Here is a 23,380-nt window from a genome sequence, read left to right on the forward strand (position 1 = left end):
CATGAGCACGCCTACAATCATCGAACCCACGGCCGATCCCCGCGCTCCGCTCTTCCGCCGGTTGCCCGTCATCTCACACTTCAACAAGAGCGTTGGCCTGCAGCGCGGAATGCTGGTGGCGGGCCTGATCCTGACCGGGGCCTTCCTGCTGACGGCTATTTTTGCGCCGCTCATGGCGCCCTACGGGTACTCCCAGCTCTCGGACGCCGAGGGCAGCTTCCCTGCCCAGCAGGCACCCGGCGGAAAACATCTGCTGGGTACCACGGTGGGCGGCTACGACGTTCTGTCCCGGGTCATCTGGGGATCGCAGACCGCGATCATGGTCATCGTGGTGGCCGTCCTGATGTCGATCTTCATCGGCGTCATCCTGGGACTGGTCAGCGGTTACATCGGCGGCTGGCTGGACCGGATCCTCGTCGTCATCGCGGACGCCATCTATGCCTTTCCCTCGCTGCTGGTCGCCATCGTCATGGCCATCGTCATCAGCGGCGGGCAGTCGAGCCTGCTGGGTGGCATCATGGCCGCCGCGATCTCAATCACGGTGGTCTTCATCCCGCAGTACTTCCGCGTGATCAGGGCCGAGACCATCCGCCTGAAAGCCGAACCCTTTGTTGAATCGGCCAAGGTGGTCGGGGCATCCAACATCCGCATTATGAGCCGGCACATCTACAAAAACGCCACCCGCACCCTGCCGCTGATCTTCACGCTCAATGCCTCCGAGGCGATCCTCACCCTTGCGGGCCTGGGCTTCCTGGGCTTTGGCATCGAACCAAGCTCTGCCGCCGAGTGGGGCTTTGACCTGAAGCAGGCGCTCGCCGACACCACGTCCGGCATCTGGTGGACGGGCGTTTTCCCCGGCCTGGCCACGGTGCTGACCGTCGTCGGCCTCACCCTCATGGGTGAAAGCATCAACGACCTCAACGATCCGCGGCTGCGGGGACGCAAGAAGGCCGCTTCCGGCAAGGGCGGACCCGATTCCACCGCAGGCGCCCAGGCTGCGCTCCAAGCTGAAGTGAGAAGCTCATGACCATCAACATCGATAAGCGCGGGGCCGGCCCGGTCCTGGACATTGACAACCTGAAGGTCACTTTCGCCACGGACGCCGGAGACGTCTTTGCGGTCAAGGACGTCAGCCTGGAGGTCAATCCCGGCGAAGTCGTGGCTATCGTCGGGGAGTCCGGATCCGGCAAGACGGTCACGGCGAAAACCATCCTCGGGCTCCTCCCCGAGACCGCTATCAGTTCCGGGGCGGTGCTGATCAACGGCAACAACGTCATCAGCGTCAGCGCCTCCAAGCTGAGGCAGATCCGCGGCCGGGACGTGGCCATGGTGTTCCAGGAGCCTTCCACGGCCCTGAACCCCGTCTTCACCGTGGGATGGCAGATTGCGGAAGGCATCCGCGCGCATTCCGGCGGCAAGGGCAAACGCGTCTCGGCCAAGGAAGCCAAGGCCCGGGCGATCGAGGCCCTCCGCAAGGTGGGCATCCCTGACCCCGAGGAACGCGTGGACTACTATCCGCACCAGTTCTCCGGAGGCCAGAAACAGCGCGTGGTCATCGCTGCGGCACTTGCACTGAATCCGGGGCTGATTGTGGCAGATGAACCCACCACGGCCCTGGATGTCACCGTCCAGGCGGAGATCCTCCAGCTGTTGAGGGACCTGCGGGACAAGTACGGCACATCAATCGTGCTGATTACCCACAACATGGGTGTGGTGGCCGACCTTGCCGACAGGGTGGTGGTCATGTACCAGGGCGACGTCGTTGAGGAGGCACCGGCCAAGGTCCTGTTCGCGGAGCCGAAGCAGGAATACACCCGGAAGCTGCTGGCAGCGGTGCCGCACCTCGGCCGGAATTCAGCCTCCCAGGGAATGGCCACGCGCGCCCACCAGGACCGGAAGGTCCTGGTGGAAGCCAGGGGCCTGACGATTGAATACCCGGGCAGGCTGGGCAGCCCGAGCTTCAAGGCCGTGGACGGTGTCAGCTTCACGCTGTCTGAGGGCGAAGTCTTCGGCCTGGTGGGTGAATCAGGGTCCGGTAAGACCACCATCGGGCGCGCCATCGCCGGCCTGAACCGCACCACCGGCGGCAGCCTGAAGGTGCTGGGCTACGAGATGCTGAACCTGAAGGAGCGGACGTTTAAACCTCTTCGAAAGGAGATCGGGTTTGTGTTCCAGGACCCGGCGGCTTCGTTCAACCCGCAGCTGACCATCGGGGACTGTGTTGCAGAACCGCTGATTATCCACAGCAGTCCGACACCTGCCCAGGCGCGGAAACGCGTCGGTGAGCTGCTCGAGTCAGTGCAGTTGCCGGCGTCGTATGCTGACCGCTTCCCGCATGAACTTTCCGGCGGGCAGCGGCAGCGCGCATCACTGGCCCGCGCCCTGATCCTCAACCCCAAACTGCTGATCGCCGACGAGCCCACGTCGGCCCTGGACGTGTCGGTGCAGGCCGTGGTGCTGGAACTGTTTAAGGACATCCAGCAGGAGTTCGGGTTCGCCGCATTGTTCATCAGCCATGACCTGGCCGTTGTGGACATCCTGTCCCATTGGGTGGGTGTGCTCTACAAGGGCAAGCTCGTGGAGCAGGGACTTGGCACCCAGGTCATGGGGGACCCGCAACACGACTACACGCGGCGGCTCATCGCGTCGCTGCCCGTGCCCGATCCCGACGAACAGGCGAGGCGCCGGGAAGCAAACCGCGGGCTGCTCGCCGGTTAGCTTCAACGCCCTCATCCAGTTCCTGGCTGGAGTTGCCCGCCGTCCACTGTGGACGGCGGGCATCTCCGTCAGGCGTTTCCGTCGAGCGTTTGCGTTCCTCGGGAAACGTTTCGCGGCCGCTTAACAGCCACAGGGATTCAGCGCGGTGCCCATAGACTGGAGCCATGACCGAGCAGAACCAAGATCTTCCAGACGCCGCATCCTACGACCCCTCCGCCAGCTCCTTGGCCGGACAGGTGGACCAATCGGTGATGGCGGAACTGCTGTCCATTCGGTCCAGCATCGACAACATCGACGCCACCCTTGTCTTCCTCCTGGCCGAGCGGTTCAAAGCCACCCAGAAGGTGGGCTTCCTCAAGGCCGCGCACAAGCTGCCTGCCGGTGACCCGGGCCGCGAGACTGCCCAGATTGCACGGCTGCGCCGCCTCGCCGAGGAGGCGCACCTGGACCCCGCCTTTGCGGAAAAGTTCCTGAACTTCATCATCGGCGAAGTCATCAGGCACCACGAAGCCATTGCCGAAGACCACCAGGCCGCGGAGACCAACGGAGCCGCCGCCGGCCAGCCGCGGCTTACGCAGGCCGCCCCGTCCACGGCCGTCGACGCCTAGGCATGCCGGAATCACAGGTAACTGCCACCGCCCTGGGGCCGTGGCCGGGAGAAGACCCCGTGGAAGCCACGCGGATTGTCCGCGGTGAGCTCGGCAGCCCGCACCTGCCCTTCCTCGTGGAGCTTCCGGACCGCGGTGTCGGTTCGGATGCGCTCGGCAGGACGGCATCACTGCTGGTGGACCTTTCCGTTGATGTCCAGCCCCATGGGTGGCGGATCGTGGACCGTCCCGGCCGGGACTTGATGAAGGCAAAATCGGCCCTGTCCACTGACGTCAACGTCCTCGCTGATGTTGCCGGGACCGAAGAAAGTCCTGCACAGGATTTTAAGGTCCAACTGCGCGGGCCGCTCAGCCTGGCCGCCGGGCTGCACCTCCACAACGGGGAACGGGCTTTGATCGACTACGGTGCCCGACGAGACATCGCCGAATCGCTGGCAGCCGGTGTCGGCGATTTCCTGGCCAGGGTCGCAACCGCTGTTCCCGGGGCCCGGCTGGTTGTCCAGATCGATGAACCTGACATTGCGGCCGTAATGGCCGGTACGATTCCAACGTCCAGCGGTTACCGGACCTTACGGTCGGTGCCAGGCCAGGAGGTCACGGAATCCTGGCGGCTGGTCATCGACGCGATCAGGGCGGCCGGCGCTGCGGAAACGGTGATTGCTGTTGCCGAAGTTGAGGCGCCCTTCGAGCGCATCATCTCTTCCGGGGCAGACGGGATCGCAGTCCCGCTGAAGGCCCTCACGTCCCGCCAGTGGGAACAGCTGGCGGAAACGGTCGAGGCGGGGAAAAGCCTGTGGGCCGGTGTGCTGCCGGTGAAGGACGCGTCAGCGGCGCTGCCGCGTGTCCAGGAAGCCGTGGAGAACGTATGGCGGCCCTGGCGTCAGCTGGGCCTGCCCGCGTCGGCGCTCGGCTCCATCCGCGTGACGCCGTCCGAGGGGCTGGCCGGGCACACGCCGTCGTCCGCGACTGCAGTCCTGACCCGACTGACCCAAGTGGCGGACGGGCTCAACCAGCTGGCGCTCGGCTAAATGCGGCTCTCCCACCTGTCCGGCCGGGCGTAGCCGGGAAGGTGGCCCTGCGCCGTGGCGGCGCCGGGGTAGGAACGGAGCCGGTAATCAAAGCTCCCCGCGTAGACGAGGACGAGGCCCAGCTGGGGCTGGATCACTTTGACCTGGATCCGGTGCTTTCCGCGCGTGCCCTCCGCCGGCTCCCACCACTGCTCCGCGTAGGCCTTGGCGTCCACGGCGGCGGGCAGCGGGATCCGCAGCGGGCCAAGGAACAGCCGGGAGGCTTCGGAGACGCCCCGCAGCCGCCCTTCTGCGGTCACGCTGAGATTCAGGTCGGTGACAAGGCGCCGGTAGCGGCCCACGTAATCCACCAGTCCCGGGTTCTTTCGGGATTCATCGAAGCTGGTGGTGTCATGGAACAGCCGCGTCCGTCCGGGAAACTGGATTTCACGACGGGCGGTGAGGCTCGACCGGCCGAACGGGTCAAGGTGTGCATGGTTTTCGATCCGGAACGGAATACGTTCACCGTACTCCGGGAAGAACGCCTCTTCCCCGCTGGTGAGCCGAAGCAGCGGCCGCAGCCACTGCTGCCGGCAACCGACGACGTCGAACACCCCCTCGCCCACGCCGTAGCGTCCGGACCCGGGAGCCAGCGAAAAGTACTCCTGCAGCTCGGGCTGAAGCCGGGCGAAATCGCTGCCCAGGGCACGTTCATAGATAGGGGTGTTCAAGGTAGCCTCCTGCTTTCCACGGAACAGTTTTCGGAATCGGTCACAGTCGGCCCGCCGCCTTAAGCCGGATATAGGCGTCTGCGAGGGCCGGCGGCAATTGGTGCGGTTCGGCGTCAACCACTTCGACGCCCAGTTGGCGCAACTGCATGGCCACGGCTTCGCGTTCCAGCAGGGCGCGTTCGGCGGCTGCCGCGCGGAACACCTGCGTCGCCGTCGCTCGTTCCTTTTGCATCGTGCCGAGCATGGGGTCCCGCACCGAGGCCACCACCACAACATGCTGCTGCGCTAATTGCGCCGCCATCGGGAGCAGCCCCTCCTCGGGCGCGCCGCCATCCAGCGGGGTCAGCAGTACCACGAGGGAGCGGTGCGCCGAGATCTGCCGTATCTGGCCGGGGACCTGGCTCCAGTCCAGCTCGATGAGCTCCGGTTCCAGCGGTTCCATGGCCTGGACGAGCTGTCCGAGGAGGTTTCCCTTCGAAGCCGAACCTGCCCGTCCCCTGGTCCGCCGGTCGAAGGCGAAGAAGTCCACGCGGTCGCCGCCCCGTTCCGACAGGACGGCAAGCAGCAGGGCCGCCTCGATTCCGGTGTCGAGGCGCGGTTCGTCGTCGATCCTCGCAGCAGCGGTCCGGGACGTGTCCAGCATGATGACCACGCGCCGGTCCCGCTCGGGCCGCCAGGTGCGGACAACGACGGCGGACCGCCGCGCCGTGGCGCGCCAGTCGATGGAGCGCACATCATCACCGCGGACATAGTCGCGGAGCGAATCGAACTCGGTGCCGGCGCCCCGGATCTGTACGGCAGCCTTTCCGTCGAGCTCACGCAGCTTGCGGAGCTTGGAGGGAAGATGGCGCCGTGAATGGAACGGCGGGAGCACCCGGATGGCGCCGGGACACGGGAGTGTCCGCTGCCGCGCGGCCAGCCGCAGCGGACCGAAGGCGCGAAGGGTCACATGCGGAGCCTTGAGGTCGCCCCGCCGGGCAGGCCGAAGGGTCACTGTCATCCGCCGCCGCTCGCCGGCCGGAACGTCCACCCGCTGGCGTGGATTCTGCGCGCCTGCCGACGGCTGCCACCCGTCCCGCACCAGGGCACGCAGCGGCCGGGTTCCGGTGTTTCCGATCGTCAGGACTGATTCGGTGCTTCCGCTGAGTGCCACATTGCCGGGCAAAGTGCGGTCCAGCGTGACGCTCCGGAGCGACGCCGCAACGAAGAGGTCCAGGAGCAGGACTGCGCACAGGGCCAGGCAGACCAGCAGCACTGTGCCCCAGCCGGGAAACAGCATCACCGGCACCAGCCCCGCCAGTGCCAGAAGTACGAACCGTCCGGAAATGGCCATCAGCGCGGAACGGGCACGGACGCCAGGATGCTGGCGAGGACGCCGTCAACGTGCACGCCGTCCATCTGCGCTTCCGGCTGCAGCGCTACACGGTGTCGAAGGCAGGGGAGCGCCAGTGCCTTGACGTCATCCGGTGTCACGAAATGCCGCCCCGACAGCCACGCCCACGCGCGCGAGGCGCTCAGCAGGGCGGTGGCACCGCGGGGGGAAACACCCAGCTGGAAGGACGGTGCCGCGCGGGTGGCCCTTGCGATGTCCACGATGTAGGCCGCGACTTCCGGCGCCACTTCCACCGCTGCCACTGCCTGGCGGGCCTGCTCCAGTTCGGCCGCACCTGCCACCGCGCGGACCCCGGCCGCAGCCAGGTTCCTGGAGTCGAAACCGGCGGCATGCCTGCGGATGACCTCAATTTCGTCCGCGCGTCCCGGCAGCGGCATGGCGAGCTTGAGCAGGAAGCGGTCCAGCTGGGCTTCGGGCAGGGGATAGGTGCCCTCGTATTCCACCGGGTTCTGGGTGGCAGCGACGATGAACGGGACGGGAAGAGGCCGTGAGATACCGTCCGCCGATACCTGCCGCTCTTCCATGGCTTCCAGCAGGGACGCCTGAGTCTTCGGCGGCGTCCGGTTGATTTCATCTGCCAGCAGGATGTTGGTGAAAACAGGGCCCTCCCGGAAGCTGAATTCGGAGGTCCGGGAGTCGAAGACCAGCGAGCCGGTGATGTCACCGGGCATCAGGTCGGGTGTGAACTGCACGCGCTTGGTGTCAAGGCTCAGGGCCGCGGACAGTGTGCGGACCAGCAGGGTCTTGGCCACGCCGGGAACCCCTTCGAGCAGCACATGCCCGCGGCAGAGCAGTGCGATCAGCAGCCCGGTGACGGTGGAGTCCTGGCCGACCACTGCCTTGGCCACCTCAAGCCTGACGTCGAGCAGGGCCTGGCGGACGGGATCGATGCCCGTCCGGGCCTCCGCCGTTGCCAGGGCAGGCCCGCCCGGCCCGCCCTGCACGAATCCGTTGGTCTGCTCACTCATCGGGTGCTTACCTCTTTCTCTATTGTGTCCAGCTGCTGGGCCCAGCGGACCAGCTCGCTCTCAGTCCGGGGACGGGCCTCCAGCACGCCGGCCGTCTGTTCCGTCGTGCGCCCAAGGTGCCGGGCCGCGGCGTCGACGATGGCCGCAGACTCGGCATCGGGTCCCAGCCGGAGGATCCTGGCAAGCCGGACCAGCGTCCCCGCCCTGAGGTTCTCGGCCGCCCGGTCCACGGCGTGGGCGTCATGGTACAGCCGTGCGCGGCCCTCAGCGGTCTCAACGGCCTTGACCACCACCGGCAGCGGCTCGAAGACCAGCGGTCCCAGCCGCCGTCCCCGCCAGACCATGGCCAGCACCGCCACCAGGGCAAGCCACGGGCCCAGGAAGGCCACCCACGGCGGGGCAAGTTCATCCAGGGTTTTTGGCGCGTCCGCTATGGTGACATCCGCAATGCCGGGCAGATACCAGACAAGACGGTCGGAGACCCCGAGGGTCCGGAGCGCAAGGGCCGCATTTCCATGTTCATCGAGGCGGCCGTTGCTGAGGATCTCCGTACTGCCCAGCACTACCAGCCGGCCGTCGTCGCTGCTTGCGTACAGTCCGCCCAGGCCGTCCGAGGGCTCATAGCAGGGGCCGTCGGCCTGATACAGGTACGCGGACTCCGCAGTGACGGATCCTGCCACGGCCGGGTCCTCCAGCTCGCAGCCGGGATCCAGCGTGGCAACCCCCTCCGGGACAACTCCCGCGGGGCGGATTTCGCTGCTTACTGCCGTGAGCGCGCTCAGCCGGGGAGTCACCACCACCAGCCTGTCCGTAGCCTGCTGCAACTCCTGAAGCTGCTCGCGGTCCAGGTAGCCGTTTCGGTCGTAAAGGAGCAACGTAGCCCCGCGGCCGTCGTCGCTGTCCTCGAACGAACTGTCCTCGGACGCACTCTCCAGGGCTGACAGCGTTGCCGCGAAGTTGTCAGTCTGGCGGACATCCACGCCTTGGATTCCCAGTATTTCGGAGACGGCTCTTGCCCCGTCCGGTGCAGCGTTGCGCGTGGAGAGGGGGGCATCGTCACCGCGGGGCGAGAACTGGGCAATAATCGTCAGCGCCACGCCCAGCGCGAAGACAATGCCGATGAGCGTCCACGTCCGGTGCCGGCGGATCCATGCCGCGACGGCTGGGCCCGCGGCGCGAACTCCTGTGGCGGGTGTCTCCGGCGCCGGCCGGATCTCCGACTCAACTACCGGGGTCATAGCGGCAGCGCCAGGCGGTCCGGGGCACGCTGGCCAAAGTCGGGCTTTACTGATTCCAGGAGCTGATCCAGCGCCACCATGTCGGAGTGGTCCCTGGCTGTGGCCTCTTCATTGCCGTACCGGACGGCGTCGAATTGATCGGCGGCCCGGCGCAGCTGTTTGGCACAGCTGCCGAAAGCGCCGGCCAGCTGGGCGGCCACCTCGTCGGCCGTCCGGCCGGGCAGGGGATCGATTACTGTGCGCTCTTCTGCGGACCGGACGATCGCCCTGAATTGTTCGACGACGGCGGTCCGCCAGTCGGAACGGGCTGCCGCGGCTGCCGCAAGCCGACGGTATTCGGCGGGGCTGATGGAGGGATCGGCGACGACTTCGCCGGCCGGGCGGCGGCGGGCGTTCAGCCGGGGGCGCGCGAGGAGGATGGCTACTGCGACGAGGACGACAATCGTCACTCCAATGGCCGGTACAGCCATGCCGCTGTCAATTGCAGGGTCACCGCTGTTGAGCGACCGCAGCCAGTCCATGAACTGGAGCCACAGATCGGTCAGCCAGTCCGGTTGCGCGTCCTGGTACACGGGCTTGGAAAGCTCCTCGGCGGCCCACCTGCTGGCCTCCTGCCTGTCAGGCTCCACGGGAGGCTCAGCCGGTGTCCGGCCGGCAGCCGAACGCAGAACCGCATCCCCTGCCGATGCCGCCTCGAAACAGGCCAGCCGGCTCATCCGTCGCCCGGGGGCGGGCGGTAGCCCGGGGGCGGACCGTAGCCGCCCGGGGGCGGACCGTAACTCGAGGCAGGGCGGTAGCCCGGCGGCGGACCGTAGCCCGAAGGCTGGCCGTTTCCCGGTGGGGGGCCGTAGCCCGGGGGCGGACCGTAGCCCGAAGGCTGGCCGTAGCCCTGGGGGCCATAGGGGCTGTTCGGCCAGCCGCCGGGGGCCATGCGGCCGGGATTTTCCTGCGGAGCTATGCCGCGTCCAGGGACGCCGTCGGCTTTTTCCGTGCCTGACTCAAGCAGCCGGAGCAGGGCGAGGTCGAGCCCTTCTTTGCGCATGCGAAGGTCCATGTACAACAGGCCCATGACCGAGGTCTGGAATGCGTAGGCCACTGCGCCTATCAGCGCCGAGATGATAAGAGTGGCGATGCCGACGCCGATGGCGAGGGCGCGTTGACCGTCGTCGCCGCCATGGGGTGCGACGACGGACGAGAACCCGGCCGATGCGACGCTGATGGGGACCAGGACGATCTGGCCGATGATGCCGATAAGGAGTGAAATGACCAGCGTGATTCCAAAAATCCGCCACCAGTTGTACCGGGTCAGCTGCCAGGACCTCCGCAGGCCGTCAAGTACGCCCAGTTCCTCGACCACAATCGCAGCAGGCGTCACGAGGAACCGGATGGAGAGCACCAGCATGGTCACCATGGTCCCGAGGAACAAGGGGATGATGATCAGCGCAGACGTTCCGCCCATGGAATCCGCCAGGAGCCAGGATCCGCCCACCAGTACGGCGACGACGGCGATTCCGGCAAGGATCAATAGCCCGCCAAGCCCCAGCAACGAGCCGATCCTGGATCGCGAAAGCGCCCACATCTCCCTAAAACCCGTGCGCCAGTTGAGGACGGAACGGGCCACAGGAACCACCATCATGCCCTGGAGCACGAGGGAGATAAAGACGGACACCAGCCCGAGGAGGACGGCGCCTGCCAGGACCCCGAGGCCCAGGCCGACCATTTCCGTAGGGTTCAGGGTTTCAAGCCACAGCCCGAGGGACTCGCTGCCCGCTCCGGCTTGCGCCGTTATAAGCGCGCCGACAACGGTTCCCAGGGTCTGGGCCAGGAGCGCCGCGCCCAGCATTGCCGCGGCGTTGCGCCTGATGGTCTGAAACGAGCCGTCCAGGATTTCGCCGAAAAGCAGCGGGCGGAGCGGAACTATCCCGGGCTTTGGCGGGGCGACGTATCCCGGCTGAATATGACCCGACTGAACATAACCGGGCTGAAAATGACCAGGCTGATTGGAGGAAGGCTGTGGCGCGGAATACGGGGAGCCCCACGGCGGCTGTCCGCCGTCGTGGCCGGGCTGGTGAATGCCCCATTGCGGCGGCGCCCCCCACTGCGGCTGGTTCCCGCCGTCGGCTGCCGTCTCCGGTGCGTTCGCTTGCGCTTGACGTTCCTCGTGGGGCGGCTGCGGCACGTTCCACTGCTGTGGCTGACCCCATGAGGGTGGTTCCGCCGGCTGAGGCTGCCCCTCCCGGGGCCGCGCGTTCGGATCCTGCTCTGACAACCTGTTCCTCCCCAAAAGATGCTGTCCGCGGGCCGCCCGACCAGAACTCCGGCCAAGTGCTCGGGGCCGGCGGTGTCCTGCACCGTCCGGCCCGCTCCCAGCCTATAGTTTTGCCGGCATGCCTCATAGCCTCCGGCTGATTCTTCGCGCTGTTGCGCCGTTCCGGCCGCGGTCTCTGCTCCCTCCGGCCGGTGACCGCGCCATGCCGTGTCGGCCCTCAACGGGACAAAGCCCATTCAATAGGCGAATATATAACTATGAAGGCACGCATTCTGGTAGTGGACGATGACGAGGCGCTGGCCGAGATGATCGGAATTGTCTTGCGCAATGACGGCTTCGAACCGGTTTTTTGCGCAGACGGCGCACAAGCGCTCGAAGTCTTTCGTTCCTCCAAACCGGATCTCGTGCTGTTGGACCTGATGCTCCCCGGCGTTGACGGCATCGAAGTGTGCCGGCAGATCCGCGCCGAATCGGATTCTCCTATCGTCATGCTGACCGCGAAGTCAGATACCTCCGACGTGGTCCGCGGCCTCGAATCCGGCGCGGACGACTATGTACCCAAACCGTTCAAGCCGGCGGAGCTGGTTGCGCGGGTGAGGGCGCGGCTCCGCCCGGGGGACCAGAAGGCTCCCGAAACACTGCGTATTGCCGACATCACCATTGACGTCGCCGGGCACCTGGTGAGCCGGAACGACGAACGCATCTCGCTGACACCCCTGGAATTTGACCTGCTCGTGGCCCTTGCGCGCAAACCGTGGCAGGTCTTCACCCGGGAGCTGCTGCTGGAGCAGGTCTGGGGATACCGGCACGCGGCAGACACGCGCCTGGTGAACGTCCACGTCCAGCGGCTGAGGTCAAAGATTGAGCGCGACCCTGAAGCCCCCGAAGTTGTTTTGACGGTCCGTGGTGTCGGCTACAAAGCAGGTTCCTGAACCGTCCCGCGGCGAAGCCGGCGGCGAGCCGGAGGTAGCCCGTCCGCCGAAAACGGAACACGCTCACGTCCACGGCGCTCCGGAACATACCGATGCCATTTCCGGCGTGCTCTCTGACTTGCCGTTCCGGACCCGCATCTGGCTGCGTCGCGCCCGGATCGTAGGACTCCGGGTCGCCCGGCTCGTCCGCACTGGCCTGATCCGGCTCCTGCCCGGCGTCCGGTTCCTGCTGCGCGCGTTGCACCGGCGCTGGCGCAGGTCCCTGCAGTTCCGCACGGTCCTCACTACGCTGCTGCTGTCGATAGGTTCGTTCGCCATAGTGGGCGCCTACCTCTCGAACCAGATCGCGAACAACCTCTTCCAGGAACGGTTGACCCAGGCGGAATCGGAGACGCTGTATAACGTCAAACAGGTTCAGGATACGTTTGACGGCGCCCAGGTCACGGATCAGTCGAGCGTCATTACGCTGGTCTACGACACCCTGAACGCCGTTGAGGGGCGCGGAAACGTGATCCAGCGTCGTTATGTCTTCGAGGCGATGCCGGAACAGACCAAACCCCGCAACCGCTGGGTGGAATCGCGGGCATCGGACCAGCTCACCGTCAGCGTCATCCCGCCTGAGTTGCGGAAAGCAGTCCAGGAATCCGGCAAGGACCAGTTCTGGGCGTCCACAGAGTTCCCGGTGGGTACCGAGGACCGGCCAGGCATAGCGGTGGGCAACAAGGTCACCTTCAACGGCACCGTGTACGAGCTGTACCTTATCTACGACCTGAATACGGCGCAGAAAACCCTCAACGAAATACAGAACGTCCTGCTGGCCGGCGGGGCGGTGCTGGTTCTGATCATTGGGGCCATCGCCTGGTATGTGACCCGGAACGTCGTCAGCCCGGTCAGCCATGCAGCCGTCGTCTCCGAGAAACTGGCGGCCGGCCAGCTCCAGGAACGGATGGTGGTCAAGGGCGAGGATGAGGTGGCCAGGCTCGGCGCATCGTTCAACCACATGGCCGCCAGCCTGCAGGAACAGATCACCCAGCTGGCAACGCTTTCGCAAATGCAGCAGCGCTTCGTCTCCGATGTGTCCCATGAGCTTCGGACGCCCCTCACCACTGTGCGGATGGCCGCGGAAGTACTGTACGACGCACGCCATGATTTCGACCCCATCAACAAGCGTTCGGCCGAGCTCCTGTACAACCAGGTGGAGCGCTTCCAGTCCCTCTTGGCTGACCTCCTGGAGATCTCCCGCTTCGACGCGGGCGTGGCCGTGCTCGACGCCGAACCCACCGATATCCTGCAGCTCGTCGCGAACGTCGTGGAAGACGCAAGGCCCGTAGCAGTCGAATATGGTTCGGAGGTCACCATCAATTCCCGGGAGACCAGCATCGTAGTGGAGATGGATGACCGGCGGATCGAGCGGATCCTTCGCAATCTGGTGCTCAACGCGTTGGAACACAGCGAAGGCAAACCCGTGAATATCTCCGTGGCCGCGAATGATACCGCCGTGGCAGTTGCAGTGCGCGACCATGGTATCGGCATGACCCAATCCGAAGCCGCAAGGGTCTTTGACCGCTTCTGGCGGGCAGACCCCGCGCGGGCACGAACCACCGGCGGCAGCGGCTTGGGCCTGTCCATTGCTGCTGAAGACACGAAACTCCACAACGGATGGCTTCAGGCCTGGGGCAGTAAGGGAACGGGATCTAATTTCAGGCTGACGCTGCCACTGAAGCAGGGTGAGGCCATCTCCAAGTCGCCGCTCCAGCTGGAACCCGCCGACGTCGCGCTGCCTGGCAGCACGGGGCAGGGCACTATGCTGCTCTTTGAAACAGTCGCGACGCCGGACGTTGAAGTCATCGCTACGGCTGCAGCGCCGGAGCCTGACGTGCCATCAGCGGCCTCGCCGGGAGCGAAACCAGGCATGGGCGGGGACGGCGCAAAATGAAAGGCATATCCCGAAGGCCAGGCACCGCGGCCGCCGCTGTTTTGGCCGTCCTGCTCCTGCTGCTGACCGCCTGCGCCCAGATTCCGCGCTCCGGACCCGTCGGCAAAAGCACGGACGAGAGTGCGGGCAAGCCCAACAATGCTCCTGTCTTCTTTCCGGTGGCCCCACGAGAAGGCGCCGGACCGGAATCCATCATCGATGATTTCTATCTCGCGGGCAGCGGCTACGAAGACGACTACGCAGTGGCGCGGGAGTACCTTACCCAGGCGGCCTCCGTGGCCTGGAAGCCGGACCAGCGGACGTTGGTTTTCCGATCAACCAGGGTGGTCCGGACCGGCGTCGAAAACGTCTACAACTACGAGCTCGATGTGGCCTACTCCGTGGATGCGGACGGCATCGCCACCCAGTTTCCCGAGGGCACCAAAGAAAACATCCAGGTCACCCTGACCCAGGTGGACGGTGAGTGGCGGATCTCCGGGATTCCGGACGGGACCGCCATTCCCGAACAGACCTTCAAGGTGATTTACGGCGCCTACCCCATCTACTTCTATGATCCGAGCTTCACCTACGCGGTGCCGGACGTCAGGTGGTTCATCAAGAAGAAGACCGTCAAAGCGATGACCAGCGCACTCCTCAGCGGACCCGCACCGTACCTCAAGGGCGCCGTAGTCAGCGCTTTCCCCTCAGGGATGAAGCTGGCGCGGGAGTCCGTTCCCGTGGTCTCCGGCGCCGCGCAGGTGGACCTTACCGCCAAGGAACTGGTGGAGGCTTCCAGTGAGGACAGGTTGCGGATGCAGACCCAGCTGGCACTCACCTTCCGCGGCCAGCCCGACGTCGTCAACGTAGAGCTCAGGGCGAACCAGGACCTGGTGCGCGTCGAGGACAACGGATCCGTGCTGCCGCCCGTCCGGGATAAGAACGTGCCGTCCCGCCAGATTGCCGTGAACGACGGACAGCTGGTCCGCTACGAGAACAACCGGGTTTCACCCCTTCCGGACATCCAGCCCGTGGGAGCCCTCGGTCCGGTTTCCCCGGCCGAATCGCCGGTGTCGCAGTCAGTGGCGTTCCTCAACAGCACCCGGACAACGCTGTACTCCATCGTGCCGGGGCAGCCAGCGAGGGCGCTGACTACCCGTTCCACCCTGACCCACCCGTCGTTCGGCCAGGAGGACTGGGTCTGGACGGCCGGGCCCGGGGCCAACGGCGCCACCGAAGTCCTTGCATACCGCCCGACCGGCGTCGCCGAAGGTGCCGCCGTACCCACGGTGACGCTGGCACCCGCCTGGCTTGCCGGACGCACGGTAAAGGAGTTCCGAATATCCCGTGAGGGCGTCCGTGCACTCGTGATTTCGGAGCAAAACGGGAAGACCCGCGTGCAGGTAACGGGAATCGTCCGTAATGCCGACGGTACGCCCCGGGACCTCACGGCGCCGACGACCCTCCAGACAGACCGCCAACCGGACCAGGGAGTCTGGGTGAGTGATACCACCGTCGCGGTCATGAAGGGATCTGCCACTGACAACGTCACGCCGGAACTGCTTTCCCTGACGTCTTCACAGCCACAGCAACTGGCCCCCTGGCCCGGCCTTACCGCGATCAGCGCAGGGAACGGACCCGAGGAAATTTTCGGGCAGTCCGCTGACGGCATTTTCCAGCGCCTTGGAAACGGTTGGTCGCCGCAGCTGAAAGGGCCCGTGGACCCGTCTTTCCCGGGCTGACGCGGCAGTTATCCCTGACACGGGGGAGCGCGGCGAAGCCCGATGGATGACGCTCACGTAAGCGCCTGGTCCACACAGGCGCGGTCGCCTGCACAGGCTCGGTTATTCACATAGGCGCCCGGGATGCTTCCGGCCGGGTGTTCCGTGAGGCAGCCTTGGCTGGTGATTCGTAGCCCCGATCCCGATCTGGCGCCGCCTACCGCGACGCCGGCCAAGCACCGCAGCGAGTACTCACAGTGGCTTCCGAGGGCTGCGGACCGGGTCTTAGGCGCGGGCCGCGAGCTTTTGGCGCTGGCCGCGCCCGTGGAATGTGTCTGTTGCGGAACGGAGGACTACTCGCTGTGCGGCCCCTGCGACCGGGCCGTGCGGACCCTCACGAGGACCCCTTTCCGGGCTGAAGGTCAGGCCCCTGCCCTCATGGACGTCAACGGTTCGGTTATCCTCCCGGTGGTGGCTGCCGGCATCTATCGTGAGGAACTCGCCCAGGCTGTCCTCTCGTTCAAAAGACACGGCCAGGGCCAGCTCGAGTCGGTATTGGCGAAAGCACTTGGAAGGGCCATCCGAGAGGCCGCAGGGACTATGCAGGGATTCTGCCTGGTACCGGTTCCCACGACGAACAGCGCGTTCAGGAGACGCGGTTTCAGCCCGGTGCACCTCATGCTGCGGAACCTGGCACGCAACGGTGGCCTTGGTGCCGGCACCCTTGCCCCCGTACTGCGCAAGGGGAGGGCAGCTGTCCAATGCCCATGGGCTTTCGCTGATCTCCGGGAACGAATACGGGCACTGATCCCTGCTCCCGCGATGGCCGGAGGACAAAAGGGACTGGGGCGCGGGGCCCGCGTCAGGCGCGTCCGCGGCTCCATGCGGGCGGGATCGGCACTCTTCGCGCCGGACATCCGGGGCCGCCCCTGCATCATTGTGGATGACGTCCTCACCACGGGCGCCACGCTTGCGGAAGCTGCCCGGGCCGTTCATCAGGCGGGAGGCGTCGTCGCTGGTGCTGTGGTGCTGGCAGCGACACGCCCGCCCGACTCCGCCGATCCAATTGCCGCTCCCGGTGCCACCGCGCGGCTGGAAGCCTGACTCCGAAAAAAATAAAACGAAGAAAAGGTGAATAACGGGTAGCGATGAACTAACGTCGGTTGTGGGTACCAAGATCAGTTGTACCTGTCGATAGCGGCTCGGAAAGGGGCTCGACTGTCAGTCAGATCGGCCCCGGGAAGTGCCGCCGTCGTGTCACCGAAGTCATTTGGAGGGCACCATGGAGTTCATGATCAGCGGACGGAATTTGACGGTTTCGGACCGCTTCCGCGAATACGCCGACGAGAAGATCTCAAAGATCGCATCGCTGGGAGACAAGGTCCAAAGGGTGGACGCGAAGGTGTCCAAGGAGACCAAGGCCCGCCAGACCGCAGACTTGCTCACGGTTGAGCTGACTGTCTTGGGCCGGGGCCCCGTGATCCGTGCGGAAGCCAGCGCCGCCGACAAGTTCGCCGCGTTCGATCTCGCTTACAACAAGCTCCTCGAGCGCCTGCGCCGGGCCAAGGACCGCAAAAAGGTCCACCACGGACGGCACACCCCGAAAGCCGTCCGCGAGGCGACAGCCAGCCTCGAGCCGGCAAGTACCACCGAGCCTTTGTACGTAGAGGCCAGTAACCACCAGGAGCCACAGTCAGCGCCGGTGGAAAAGTCGCCGTACGACGTCGACAATGACATCCCGGCGGGCGATTCGCCGGTCCTGATCCGCCGCAAGGTCTTCCCGGCGGCATCCCTCACGCTCGACGACGCCGTCGACAACATGGAACTTGTAGGTCACTCCTTCTACCTGTTTGTAGACAAGGAGACCAAAGCGCCGTCCGTGGTTTACCGCCGCGACGGATGGACCTACGGCGTCATTAGCCTGGACCAAACCTGCGAACCGGGCGAAGCGCCATTGGAAGAGAAGATCCTCGCCTACCGCTCGGAGGATGAGCCTGCACGCGCCTAGCAGCGCGTTCGCCTAAGCTGGTGATGACCAGCCAAGGAAGGGACTGACATGAGCGCATCGCTGAGCCTCAACCAGGCACGGCGGATCGCTTTGGCAGCCCAGGGATTGGACAAAGGACGGCCCGCCGGACCCGTGAGTGCACGGGCGGTGGGCCGTACCTTTGACCGGCTGCACCTGGTCCAGATTGATTCGGTCAATGTCCTGGCACGCAGCCACTATCTGCCCTTCTTCTCCCGGCTCGGAAATTACGACCGGGGCATCCTTCACCGCATGGCCTCCAAGCATCCGCGCCGCATGATGGAGTACTGGGCCCACGAAGCCAGCTTCATCAGGCCGGACCACTTCCCGGACCTGCTGCTGTGGCAGAGCCGGAAATGGGTCGGAGCCTCGGCCCTGGACCCGGAATTGCGCACGGGCGTCGCTGCGAAAGTCCTGGCGGAGCTCGCAAATGGCAAACCCCTGACCGCAGGCGAACTCACGGTCAGGATCGGTCACGTCGAGGACCGGCGCACGGACAATTGGGGCTGGAACTGGAACGCCGTGAAACGCGTCTTGGAACACCTTTTCGAAGAAGGGCTTGTCTCTGCTTCCTCGCGTACCGAGCAGTTCGAACGCCGTTACACACTCACCGGCAAGGTCTTCTCCCCGGTCGGCGGCGGGGAAGAAGACCTTGCCGTCGAGCGGGGAGATCCTGCGGCCGCGATGGACCGGCTCATCGCCGCCGCGGCGAGGGCCCACGGCATCGGAACCGTGCGCTGCTTCGCCGACTACTTCCGTACCCCCATGCGTGCGGCCGCCATTTCCGTGCAGCACCTGGTGGAACTCGGCACGCTGGAACCTGTCTCCGTCCGGGGCTGGGACAGGCCCGTCTACCGGCATGTGGACTCCAGGCTGCCCCGCGCGGCAAGCGGGCGTGCCCTCCTGAGCCCTTTTGACTCGCTCGTATTTGAACGGCGGCGGCTTGAGGAGCTGTTCGGCTTCCACTTCAGGCTTGAGATCTATACACCGGAGGCCAAACGACGCTTCGGCTATTACGTTCTTCCCTTCCTGCTGAGGGACGGCATCGTGGCGCGTGTCGACCTGAAGGCCGACAGGGCCGCAGGCCACCTCCTGGCGAGGGCAGCGCATGCTGAACCGGATGCACCGGCGGATACCGCCGTCGAACTGGCCGCGGAACTCCAGCTCATGGCGGAGTGGCTCGAACTTGACCGCGTGGTCGTTTCTCCGGCGGGCGACCTGGCACCGGCACTTGCCGAGGCCGTCGCTGCGGCCGGAACGGGTGTATCCGCTCTCAGGGAACAGGCGTAACGTGCCGATCGTCTCTCCCGTAGACTGAACACGCCAGAATTCGGCAGCTTGAGACTGGGAGCAACTTCACGTGGCATCACTTATCGAAAAACTTCTCCGTACGGGTGACAAAAAAACCCTGAGGCAGTTGAGGAACTATGCCGATTCCATCAATGCCCTGGAGAGCTCCCTGAAGACCTTCACGGACGCCGAACTGCGTGAAGAAACCGACCGGCTCCGGGAACGCCACCAGGACGGCGAGAAGTTGGATGATCTGCTGCCGGAGGCCTTCGCAGCCGTTCGCGAAGCTTCGTCACGAACGCTGGGGATGCGTCACTTCGACGTTCAGATGATGGGCGGCGCCGCCCTGCACCTGGGCAACATCGCGGAAATGAAGACCGGTGAAGGTAAAACCCTTGTGGCCACCGCTCCGGCCTACCTGAATGCCCTCGCAGGCAAGGGCGTCCACGTCATCACCGTGAATGACTACCTCGCCGAATACCAGTCCGACCTCATGGGACGGGTCTACCGCTTCCTCGGCCTGACCAGCGGCTGCATCCTGTCCAATCAGGACCCCGCCGTGCGCCGCGAGCAGTACGCTGCAGACATTACGTACGGCACCAACAACGAATTCGGCTTCGACTACCTGCGCGACAATATGGCGTGGGACAAGTCAGAACTGGTCCAGCGCGGCCACCATTTCGCGATCGTTGATGAAGTGGACTCCATCCTTATCGACGAGGCCCGCACCCCGCTTATCATTTCCGGTCCTGCCCAGGGCGACACGAACCGCTGGTACAGCGAGTTCGCCAAGGTGGTCCTTCGGCTCCAGGCGGATACCGACTACGAGGTCGACGAGAAGAAGCGCACCGTTGGCGTGCTTGAAGCAGGCATCGAAAAGGTCGAGGACTACCTTGGCATCCACAACCTTTACGAGTCCGCGAACACTCCGCTGATCGGTTTCCTAAACAACGCCATCAAGGCCAAGGAACTCTTCAAGCGGGACAAGGACTACGTCATTCTCGACGGCGAGGTCCTCATCGTCGATGAGCACACCGGCCGCATCCTGGCCGGCCGCCGTTACAACGAGGGAATGCACCAGGCGATCGAGGCCAAAGAAGGCGTCGAAATCAAGGCGGAGAATCAGACCCTCGCCACTGTCACGCTGCAGAACTACTTCCGCATGTACGGCAAACTTTCGGGCATGACCGGCACCGCGGAGACCGAAGCCGCGGAGTTCATGAGCACGTACAAGCTCGGAGTGGTGGCCATCCCCACCAACCGGGACATGCAGCGCATCGACCAGTCGGACCTCGTGTACAAAAACGAGACCGTCAAGTTCGACGCCGTCGTCAAGGACATCGCCGAGCGCCACGAAAAGGGCCAGCCCGTGCTGGTGGGTACCACCAGCGTTGAGAAGAGCGAATACCTGTCCCGGCTGCTGGCCAAGGAAGGCATCCGGCACGAGGTCCTGAACGCGAAGAACCACGCCCGTGAAGCCGCGATCGTCGCGCAGGCCGGCCGGAAGGGCGCCGTAACCGTTGCGACCAACATGGCCGGGCGCGGTACCGACATCATGCTGGGCGGAAACGCCGAGTTCACCGCCGTCGCTGAACTCGCCAAGCGGGGGCTGGACCCGGAAGAGAACTCCGAAGAATACGAAGCGGCCTGGCCCGCGGCCTTCGAGGCCGCCAAGCAGGCGGTGAAGGACGAGCACGAGGAAGTCCTCGACCTCGGCGGACTTTACGTCCTTGGCACCGAACGCCACGAGTCGCGCCGCATCGACAACCAGCTCCGCGGCCGTTCGGGACGCCAGGGAGACCCGGGCGAGTCCCGTTTCTACCTTTCCCTGACCGATGACCTGATGCGGCTGTTCAACTCGGGCGCGGCCGAGCGGCTGATGAACAGTTCGGTACCGGACGATGTCGCACTCGAATCGAAGCTGGTGTCCCGTGCCATTGCATCTGCGCAGGGACAGGTGGAAGGCCGCAACGCGGAGCAGCGAAAGAACGTCCTGAAATACGACGACGTCCTCAACCGCCAGCGCGAAGCCATTTACGGCGACCGGCGACGCATCCTCGAGGGCGATGACCTGCACGAGAAGGTGCAGTTCTTCCTGGAAGACACCATCACGGCCCTCATCGATGAAGCAACCGCCGAGGGAACCGGGGACGACTGGGACTTCAACCAGCTCTGGACCAACCTCAAGACCCTGTACCCCGTCAGCATCACCTCACACGACGTCATTGACGAGGCCGGCGGCAAGTCCCGCATCACCGTCGACTTCCTGAAGGAAGAGATCCTTTCCGATGCACGCCTGGTTTACCAGGCCAGGGAAGAGGCCATCGGATCGGAAAGCATGCGCGAACTGGAACGCCGCGTCGTGCTGTCCGTGATCGGCCGGAAGTGGCAGGAACATCTCTACGAGATGGACTACCTCAAGGAAGGCATCGGCCTGCGGGCCATGGCCCAGCGCGATCCGCTCGTGGAGTACCAGCGCGAGGGATTCATTATGTTCCAGGCCATGATGGAGGCCATCAGGGAAGAAAGCGTGGGCTTCCTGTTCAACCTGGAAGTTGAGGTGACTCCCGCGGAGGACGTTGTAGTGGCCGACGGCGCCGGGGAACACACGGAGCACCACGAGCCGCAGATCCGCGCAGCCGGCCTGGAGGCCCCGGAGAAGCCCGCCCAGCTGCAGTACACTGCTCCGGGCGAGGACGGCGCCAGCCAGACGCGCATCGAGGGCAGGTCGGCGGGCCGTTCGGGAAATCCGGCGAAGGCAGCCGTCCAGGACGGCGCCCGGAAACAGGCACCTAAAAAGAAGAAGCGCTAGGAACCGCTGACCGCCGAACAGGCAGCCAGCTGGGATACAGGTAAGGGCCGGAACTTTTGTTCCGGCCCTTACCTGTATCCCCTCTCGTCTGGCTAGTTTGATCTGCTGGATAGCTTGCTTTGCTCGAGGCTGACTCAACCGGGGGCAAGTCGGCTCCACTGGGCTCAAGTCGGCGCACGGACGATGCGTCAGCCGATTTCCAGCGCCGTGACGCGCCATACCTGGTTGCTGCGCTCAAGTCTCACTGCCACCGCGCGGACCCTCAGTTCATCCACCACGACGGCGCTTGCCTCGTAGATTCCCTCCGCGACCTCGCAGGTGCGGATTGACCGGACAGCGGGATTGCGGTGCAGACGGCCTGCCGTCGGTGAGGATCCGGATGCGAGCCGGCGGGTGAGCGCAGCCCGGTGCTGCAGCGAGGCCAGGCAACGTTGGTCCAAGCGGCGGGACAACTGGTGAATCGGACGCGTTCCCGCCAATACCTCGATGGCAGCCTGCACGGTGCCGCGGGTGATCGCGCAAACCTCCCTATGCTCACCGACGGTCCTGAGCGTCCGCACGTTGCCGGCTGACCGGTCCGGGTTGGCCGTCCCCGATATAGCAGGAGCGCCGGCAGGATGCGGACGCGCAGGCGGAATGCTTACCGGCTTAGGGACCGCCGCCAGCCGCCGGACTGGCGGGACCCCCGAGGCGGGCCGCTCCGTCGCAGGCGATGAGGGGACCGAATGCAATGCGCTCATGACGTTTCCTCTGATTGATGTCGGATTTCTGAAGACTCTTGAAGCCTGGCGGCGGTTTATGAGCCGGACGGGGGCCTCAGAACCTGGCCCGGGAGGAGGGAATTGGGGTTGTCGCCCACGACCGCCCTGTTGGCTTCGTACCAGCGTGGCCATTCCCTGGCGATGTCGACGTCCGAAGCTGAGGAACCACCCAGCTCCCTCGCTGCGATGCTCCAGAGTGAGTCCCCGGCTACTACCGTGACGTGACCGACGTCCGTGGCCGGTTGTTGCCGGGCGGACCTCACGGGTTGGGCGGCTAGCGGACCCGGATGTACGGCGGGGGCGCTCGGCTTCCACCGTGGATCCAGGCTGCCACCGGACGCCGAGGTTGCCGGCAGTGCGGAGATCGAAGCTGTATTGGTCGCTTCGCCAATAGGTGTGGGCGGGATTCCGGCCGGCTCTGACGGAGCCTTACTGGCTTTTCCGGCCACCTCTTCCGTTGGTGTCCACAAGGCCGAAATTGCCGTGGCGGGGTTGGAGCTCGGGCCCAGGTCACCGGGTTCCGGGGCGCCGTGGGCGATGGGAGCGCCCAGCAACTGCAAACCGACTGCGGCAAGGGCGAGCCGACGCATGAAAGCCGGGCTGAACTTGCCGGTGGCTGCGGCTGCCCGGCTGTTTCCGGCACGCTCGAGGGCGGCCGAGGCGAACGCGACCAGCATCGAAAGGATCCACCAGGCGACGACGATGAGTCCCACCGTGTTGACGGTCATTCCGAGCAGATCCTCGAACGCCAGCGACTGGCCCTTCGCCGAGGACGACTTCCAACGCTCCACCATTGAGGCGCCCGTCGCCGCCAGGACAGAGCCCAGGAGAAGTATCGCCGCCGCCAGTCCGGCGTCCGGACCGAGCGGCTTGCACTGTCCACCTTCCATGATGGCCCCATCTCGCTTTGATGCTGTTTGATATATTTTGATGCAACTAAGGAAAGTTTGAACCCTTATATCGACTTTTGTCCAGTGATTTGTTTTTATAGGGC

The 23,380-nt window shown here is 65.2% G+C and carries 19 protein-coding genes; 11 read left to right on the forward strand and 8 right to left on the reverse strand.

Going from position 1 to position 23,380, the window contains the following annotated elements:
• Window position 1: 1 nt before the first annotated feature.
• The 4 genes from J2805_RS10420 to J2805_RS10435 all read left to right on the forward strand — a co-directional run bounded on the left by J2805_RS10420 (window position 2) and on the right by J2805_RS10435 (window position 4,354).
• Window positions 2-1,027 (forward strand): ABC transporter permease, encoded by a 1,026-nt coding sequence (locus tag J2805_RS10420; protein ID WP_309975836.1) that lies wholly within the window; start codon window positions 2-4, stop codon window positions 1,025-1,027.
• On the forward strand, window positions 1,024-2,718 hold the full coding sequence (locus tag J2805_RS10425) for an ABC transporter ATP-binding protein (RefSeq protein ID WP_309975838.1): 1,695 nt from the start codon (window positions 1,024-1,026) through the stop codon (window positions 2,716-2,718). The genes J2805_RS10420 and J2805_RS10425 overlap by 4 nt, the downstream gene beginning before the upstream one ends.
• A gap of 164 nt (window positions 2,719-2,882) precedes the next feature.
• Window positions 2,883-3,326, forward strand: a complete 444-nt coding sequence (locus tag J2805_RS10430) for a chorismate mutase (protein WP_309975840.1) — start codon at window positions 2,883-2,885, stop codon at window positions 3,324-3,326.
• 2 nt (window positions 3,327-3,328) lie between these two features.
• The gene (locus tag J2805_RS10435; RefSeq protein WP_309975841.1) at window positions 3,329-4,354 is read left to right on the forward strand and encodes a uroporphyrinogen decarboxylase/cobalamine-independent methonine synthase family protein; all 1,026 of its coding nucleotides are present in this window, start codon (window positions 3,329-3,331) and stop codon (window positions 4,352-4,354) included.
• Here the strand turns inward: J2805_RS10435 and J2805_RS10440 are convergent.
• From J2805_RS10440 to J2805_RS10465, 6 genes are all read right to left on the reverse strand, one after another.
• Window positions 4,351-5,064, reverse strand: a complete 714-nt coding sequence (locus J2805_RS10440; protein WP_309975843.1) for a DUF4166 domain-containing protein — start codon at window positions 5,062-5,064, stop codon at window positions 4,351-4,353. The genes J2805_RS10435 and J2805_RS10440 overlap by 4 nt on opposite strands.
• 40 nt (window positions 5,065-5,104) lie before the next feature.
• A complete protein-coding gene (locus J2805_RS10445; RefSeq protein ID WP_309975846.1) occupies window positions 5,105-6,397 on the reverse strand; it encodes a DUF58 domain-containing protein in 1,293 nt (430 codons plus the stop codon).
• Complete coding sequence (locus J2805_RS10450) at window positions 6,397-7,425, reverse strand: AAA family ATPase (protein WP_309975848.1); 1,029 nt, start codon at window positions 7,423-7,425, stop codon at window positions 6,397-6,399. The genes J2805_RS10445 and J2805_RS10450 overlap by 1 nt, the downstream gene beginning before the upstream one ends.
• Window positions 7,422-8,663: a DUF4350 domain-containing protein gene (locus J2805_RS10455; RefSeq protein ID WP_309975850.1), complete on the reverse strand. Its 1,242-nt coding sequence runs from the start codon at window positions 8,661-8,663 to the stop codon at window positions 7,422-7,424. The genes J2805_RS10450 and J2805_RS10455 overlap by 4 nt, the downstream gene beginning before the upstream one ends.
• Window positions 8,660-9,292, reverse strand: coding sequence for a DUF4129 domain-containing protein (locus J2805_RS10460; protein ID WP_309975851.1), 633 nt, complete (start codon window positions 9,290-9,292; stop codon window positions 8,660-8,662). The genes J2805_RS10455 and J2805_RS10460 overlap by 4 nt, the downstream gene beginning before the upstream one ends.
• Before the next feature lie 83 nt (window positions 9,293-9,375).
• Entirely contained in the window at window positions 9,376-10,842 is a 1,467-nt protein-coding gene (locus J2805_RS10465) for a DUF7847 domain-containing protein (RefSeq protein ID WP_309975852.1), read from the reverse strand.
• A gap of 347 nt (window positions 10,843-11,189) precedes the next feature.
• Here J2805_RS10465 and mtrA point away from each other — a divergent pair, with 347 nt between their 5' ends.
• The 7 genes from mtrA (at window position 11,190) to secA (ending at window position 21,625) form a co-directional block, all read left to right on the forward strand.
• Window positions 11,190-11,864 (forward strand): MtrAB system response regulator MtrA, encoded by a 675-nt coding sequence (gene mtrA / locus J2805_RS10470; protein ID WP_309975853.1) that lies wholly within the window; start codon window positions 11,190-11,192, stop codon window positions 11,862-11,864.
• Between the two features lie 97 nt (window positions 11,865-11,961).
• A complete protein-coding gene (mtrB, locus tag J2805_RS10475; RefSeq protein ID WP_309976307.1) occupies window positions 11,962-13,800 on the forward strand; it encodes an MtrAB system histidine kinase MtrB in 1,839 nt (612 codons plus the stop codon).
• Window positions 13,797-15,518, forward strand: a complete 1,722-nt coding sequence (locus J2805_RS10480) for an LpqB family beta-propeller domain-containing protein (protein ID WP_309975854.1) — start codon at window positions 13,797-13,799, stop codon at window positions 15,516-15,518. The genes mtrB and J2805_RS10480 overlap by 4 nt, the downstream gene beginning before the upstream one ends.
• Window positions 15,519-15,680: 162 nt before the next feature.
• Window positions 15,681-16,601: a ComF family protein gene (locus tag J2805_RS10485; protein WP_309975855.1), complete on the forward strand. Its 921-nt coding sequence runs from the start codon at window positions 15,681-15,683 to the stop codon at window positions 16,599-16,601.
• Between the two features lie 178 nt (window positions 16,602-16,779).
• A complete protein-coding gene (gene hpf / locus J2805_RS10490; RefSeq protein WP_309975856.1) occupies window positions 16,780-17,505 on the forward strand; it encodes a ribosome hibernation-promoting factor, HPF/YfiA family in 726 nt (241 codons plus the stop codon).
• Window positions 17,506-17,553: 48 nt separating this feature from the next.
• On the forward strand, window positions 17,554-18,813 hold the full coding sequence (locus tag J2805_RS10495; RefSeq protein WP_309975857.1) for a winged helix-turn-helix domain-containing protein: 1,260 nt from the start codon (window positions 17,554-17,556) through the stop codon (window positions 18,811-18,813).
• Window positions 18,814-18,883: 70 nt separating this feature from the next.
• Window positions 18,884-21,625: a preprotein translocase subunit SecA gene (gene secA / locus J2805_RS10500; protein WP_309975858.1), complete on the forward strand. Its 2,742-nt coding sequence runs from the start codon at window positions 18,884-18,886 to the stop codon at window positions 21,623-21,625.
• 188 nt (window positions 21,626-21,813) lie between these two features.
• Here the strand turns inward: secA and J2805_RS10505 are convergent, their stop codons facing one another.
• Both J2805_RS10505 and J2805_RS10510 read right to left on the reverse strand, forming a co-directional pair.
• Window positions 21,814-22,518, reverse strand: coding sequence for an Rv3235 family protein (locus J2805_RS10505; RefSeq protein ID WP_309975859.1), 705 nt, complete (start codon window positions 22,516-22,518; stop codon window positions 21,814-21,816).
• Window positions 22,422-23,276 carry a LysM peptidoglycan-binding domain-containing protein gene (locus J2805_RS10510; RefSeq protein WP_309975860.1) on the reverse strand — a complete coding sequence of 285 codons (855 nt, stop codon included), beginning with the start codon at window positions 23,274-23,276 and terminating at the stop codon, window positions 22,422-22,424. The genes J2805_RS10505 and J2805_RS10510 overlap by 97 nt, the downstream gene beginning before the upstream one ends.
• Window positions 23,277-23,380: the final 104 nt, after the last annotated feature.

The sequence above is a fragment of the Arthrobacter oryzae genome, from assembly GCF_031454875.1.
Taxonomy (GTDB): Bacteria; Actinomycetota; Actinomycetes; order Actinomycetales; family Micrococcaceae; genus Arthrobacter; species Arthrobacter oryzae_D.

Excerpts from the sequence above, each read along its gene's own strand:
- J2805_RS10455 (WP_309975850.1), bottom strand. The coding sequence starts at position 8,663 with ATGACCCCGGTAGTTGAGTCGGAGATCCGGCCGGCGCCGGAGACACCC.
- J2805_RS10425 (WP_309975838.1), top strand. The coding sequence starts at position 1,024 with ATGACCATCAACATCGATAAGCGCGGGGCCGGCCCGGTCCTGGACATT.
- J2805_RS10420 (WP_309975836.1), top strand. The coding sequence starts at position 2 with ATGAGCACGCCTACAATCATCGAACCCACGGCCGATCCCCGCGCTCCG.
- J2805_RS10450 (WP_309975848.1), bottom strand. The coding sequence starts at position 7,425 with ATGAGTGAGCAGACCAACGGATTCGTGCAGGGCGGGCCGGGCGGGCCT.
- J2805_RS10435 (WP_309975841.1), top strand. The coding sequence starts at position 3,329 with ATGCCGGAATCACAGGTAACTGCCACCGCCCTGGGGCCGTGGCCGGGA.
- hpf (WP_309975856.1), top strand. The coding sequence starts at position 16,780 with ATGGAGTTCATGATCAGCGGACGGAATTTGACGGTTTCGGACCGCTTC.
- mtrA (WP_309975853.1), top strand. The coding sequence starts at position 11,190 with ATGAAGGCACGCATTCTGGTAGTGGACGATGACGAGGCGCTGGCCGAG.
- J2805_RS10495 (WP_309975857.1), top strand. The coding sequence starts at position 17,554 with ATGAGCGCATCGCTGAGCCTCAACCAGGCACGGCGGATCGCTTTGGCA.
- J2805_RS10480 (WP_309975854.1), top strand. The coding sequence starts at position 13,797 with ATGAAAGGCATATCCCGAAGGCCAGGCACCGCGGCCGCCGCTGTTTTG.
- J2805_RS10430 (WP_309975840.1), top strand. The coding sequence starts at position 2,883 with ATGACCGAGCAGAACCAAGATCTTCCAGACGCCGCATCCTACGACCCC.
- J2805_RS10510 (WP_309975860.1), bottom strand. The coding sequence starts at position 23,276 with ATGGAAGGTGGACAGTGCAAGCCGCTCGGTCCGGACGCCGGACTGGCG.
- J2805_RS10505 (WP_309975859.1), bottom strand. The coding sequence starts at position 22,518 with ATGGCCACGCTGGTACGAAGCCAACAGGGCGGTCGTGGGCGACAACCC.
- J2805_RS10445 (WP_309975846.1), bottom strand. The coding sequence starts at position 6,397 with ATGGCCATTTCCGGACGGTTCGTACTTCTGGCACTGGCGGGGCTGGTG.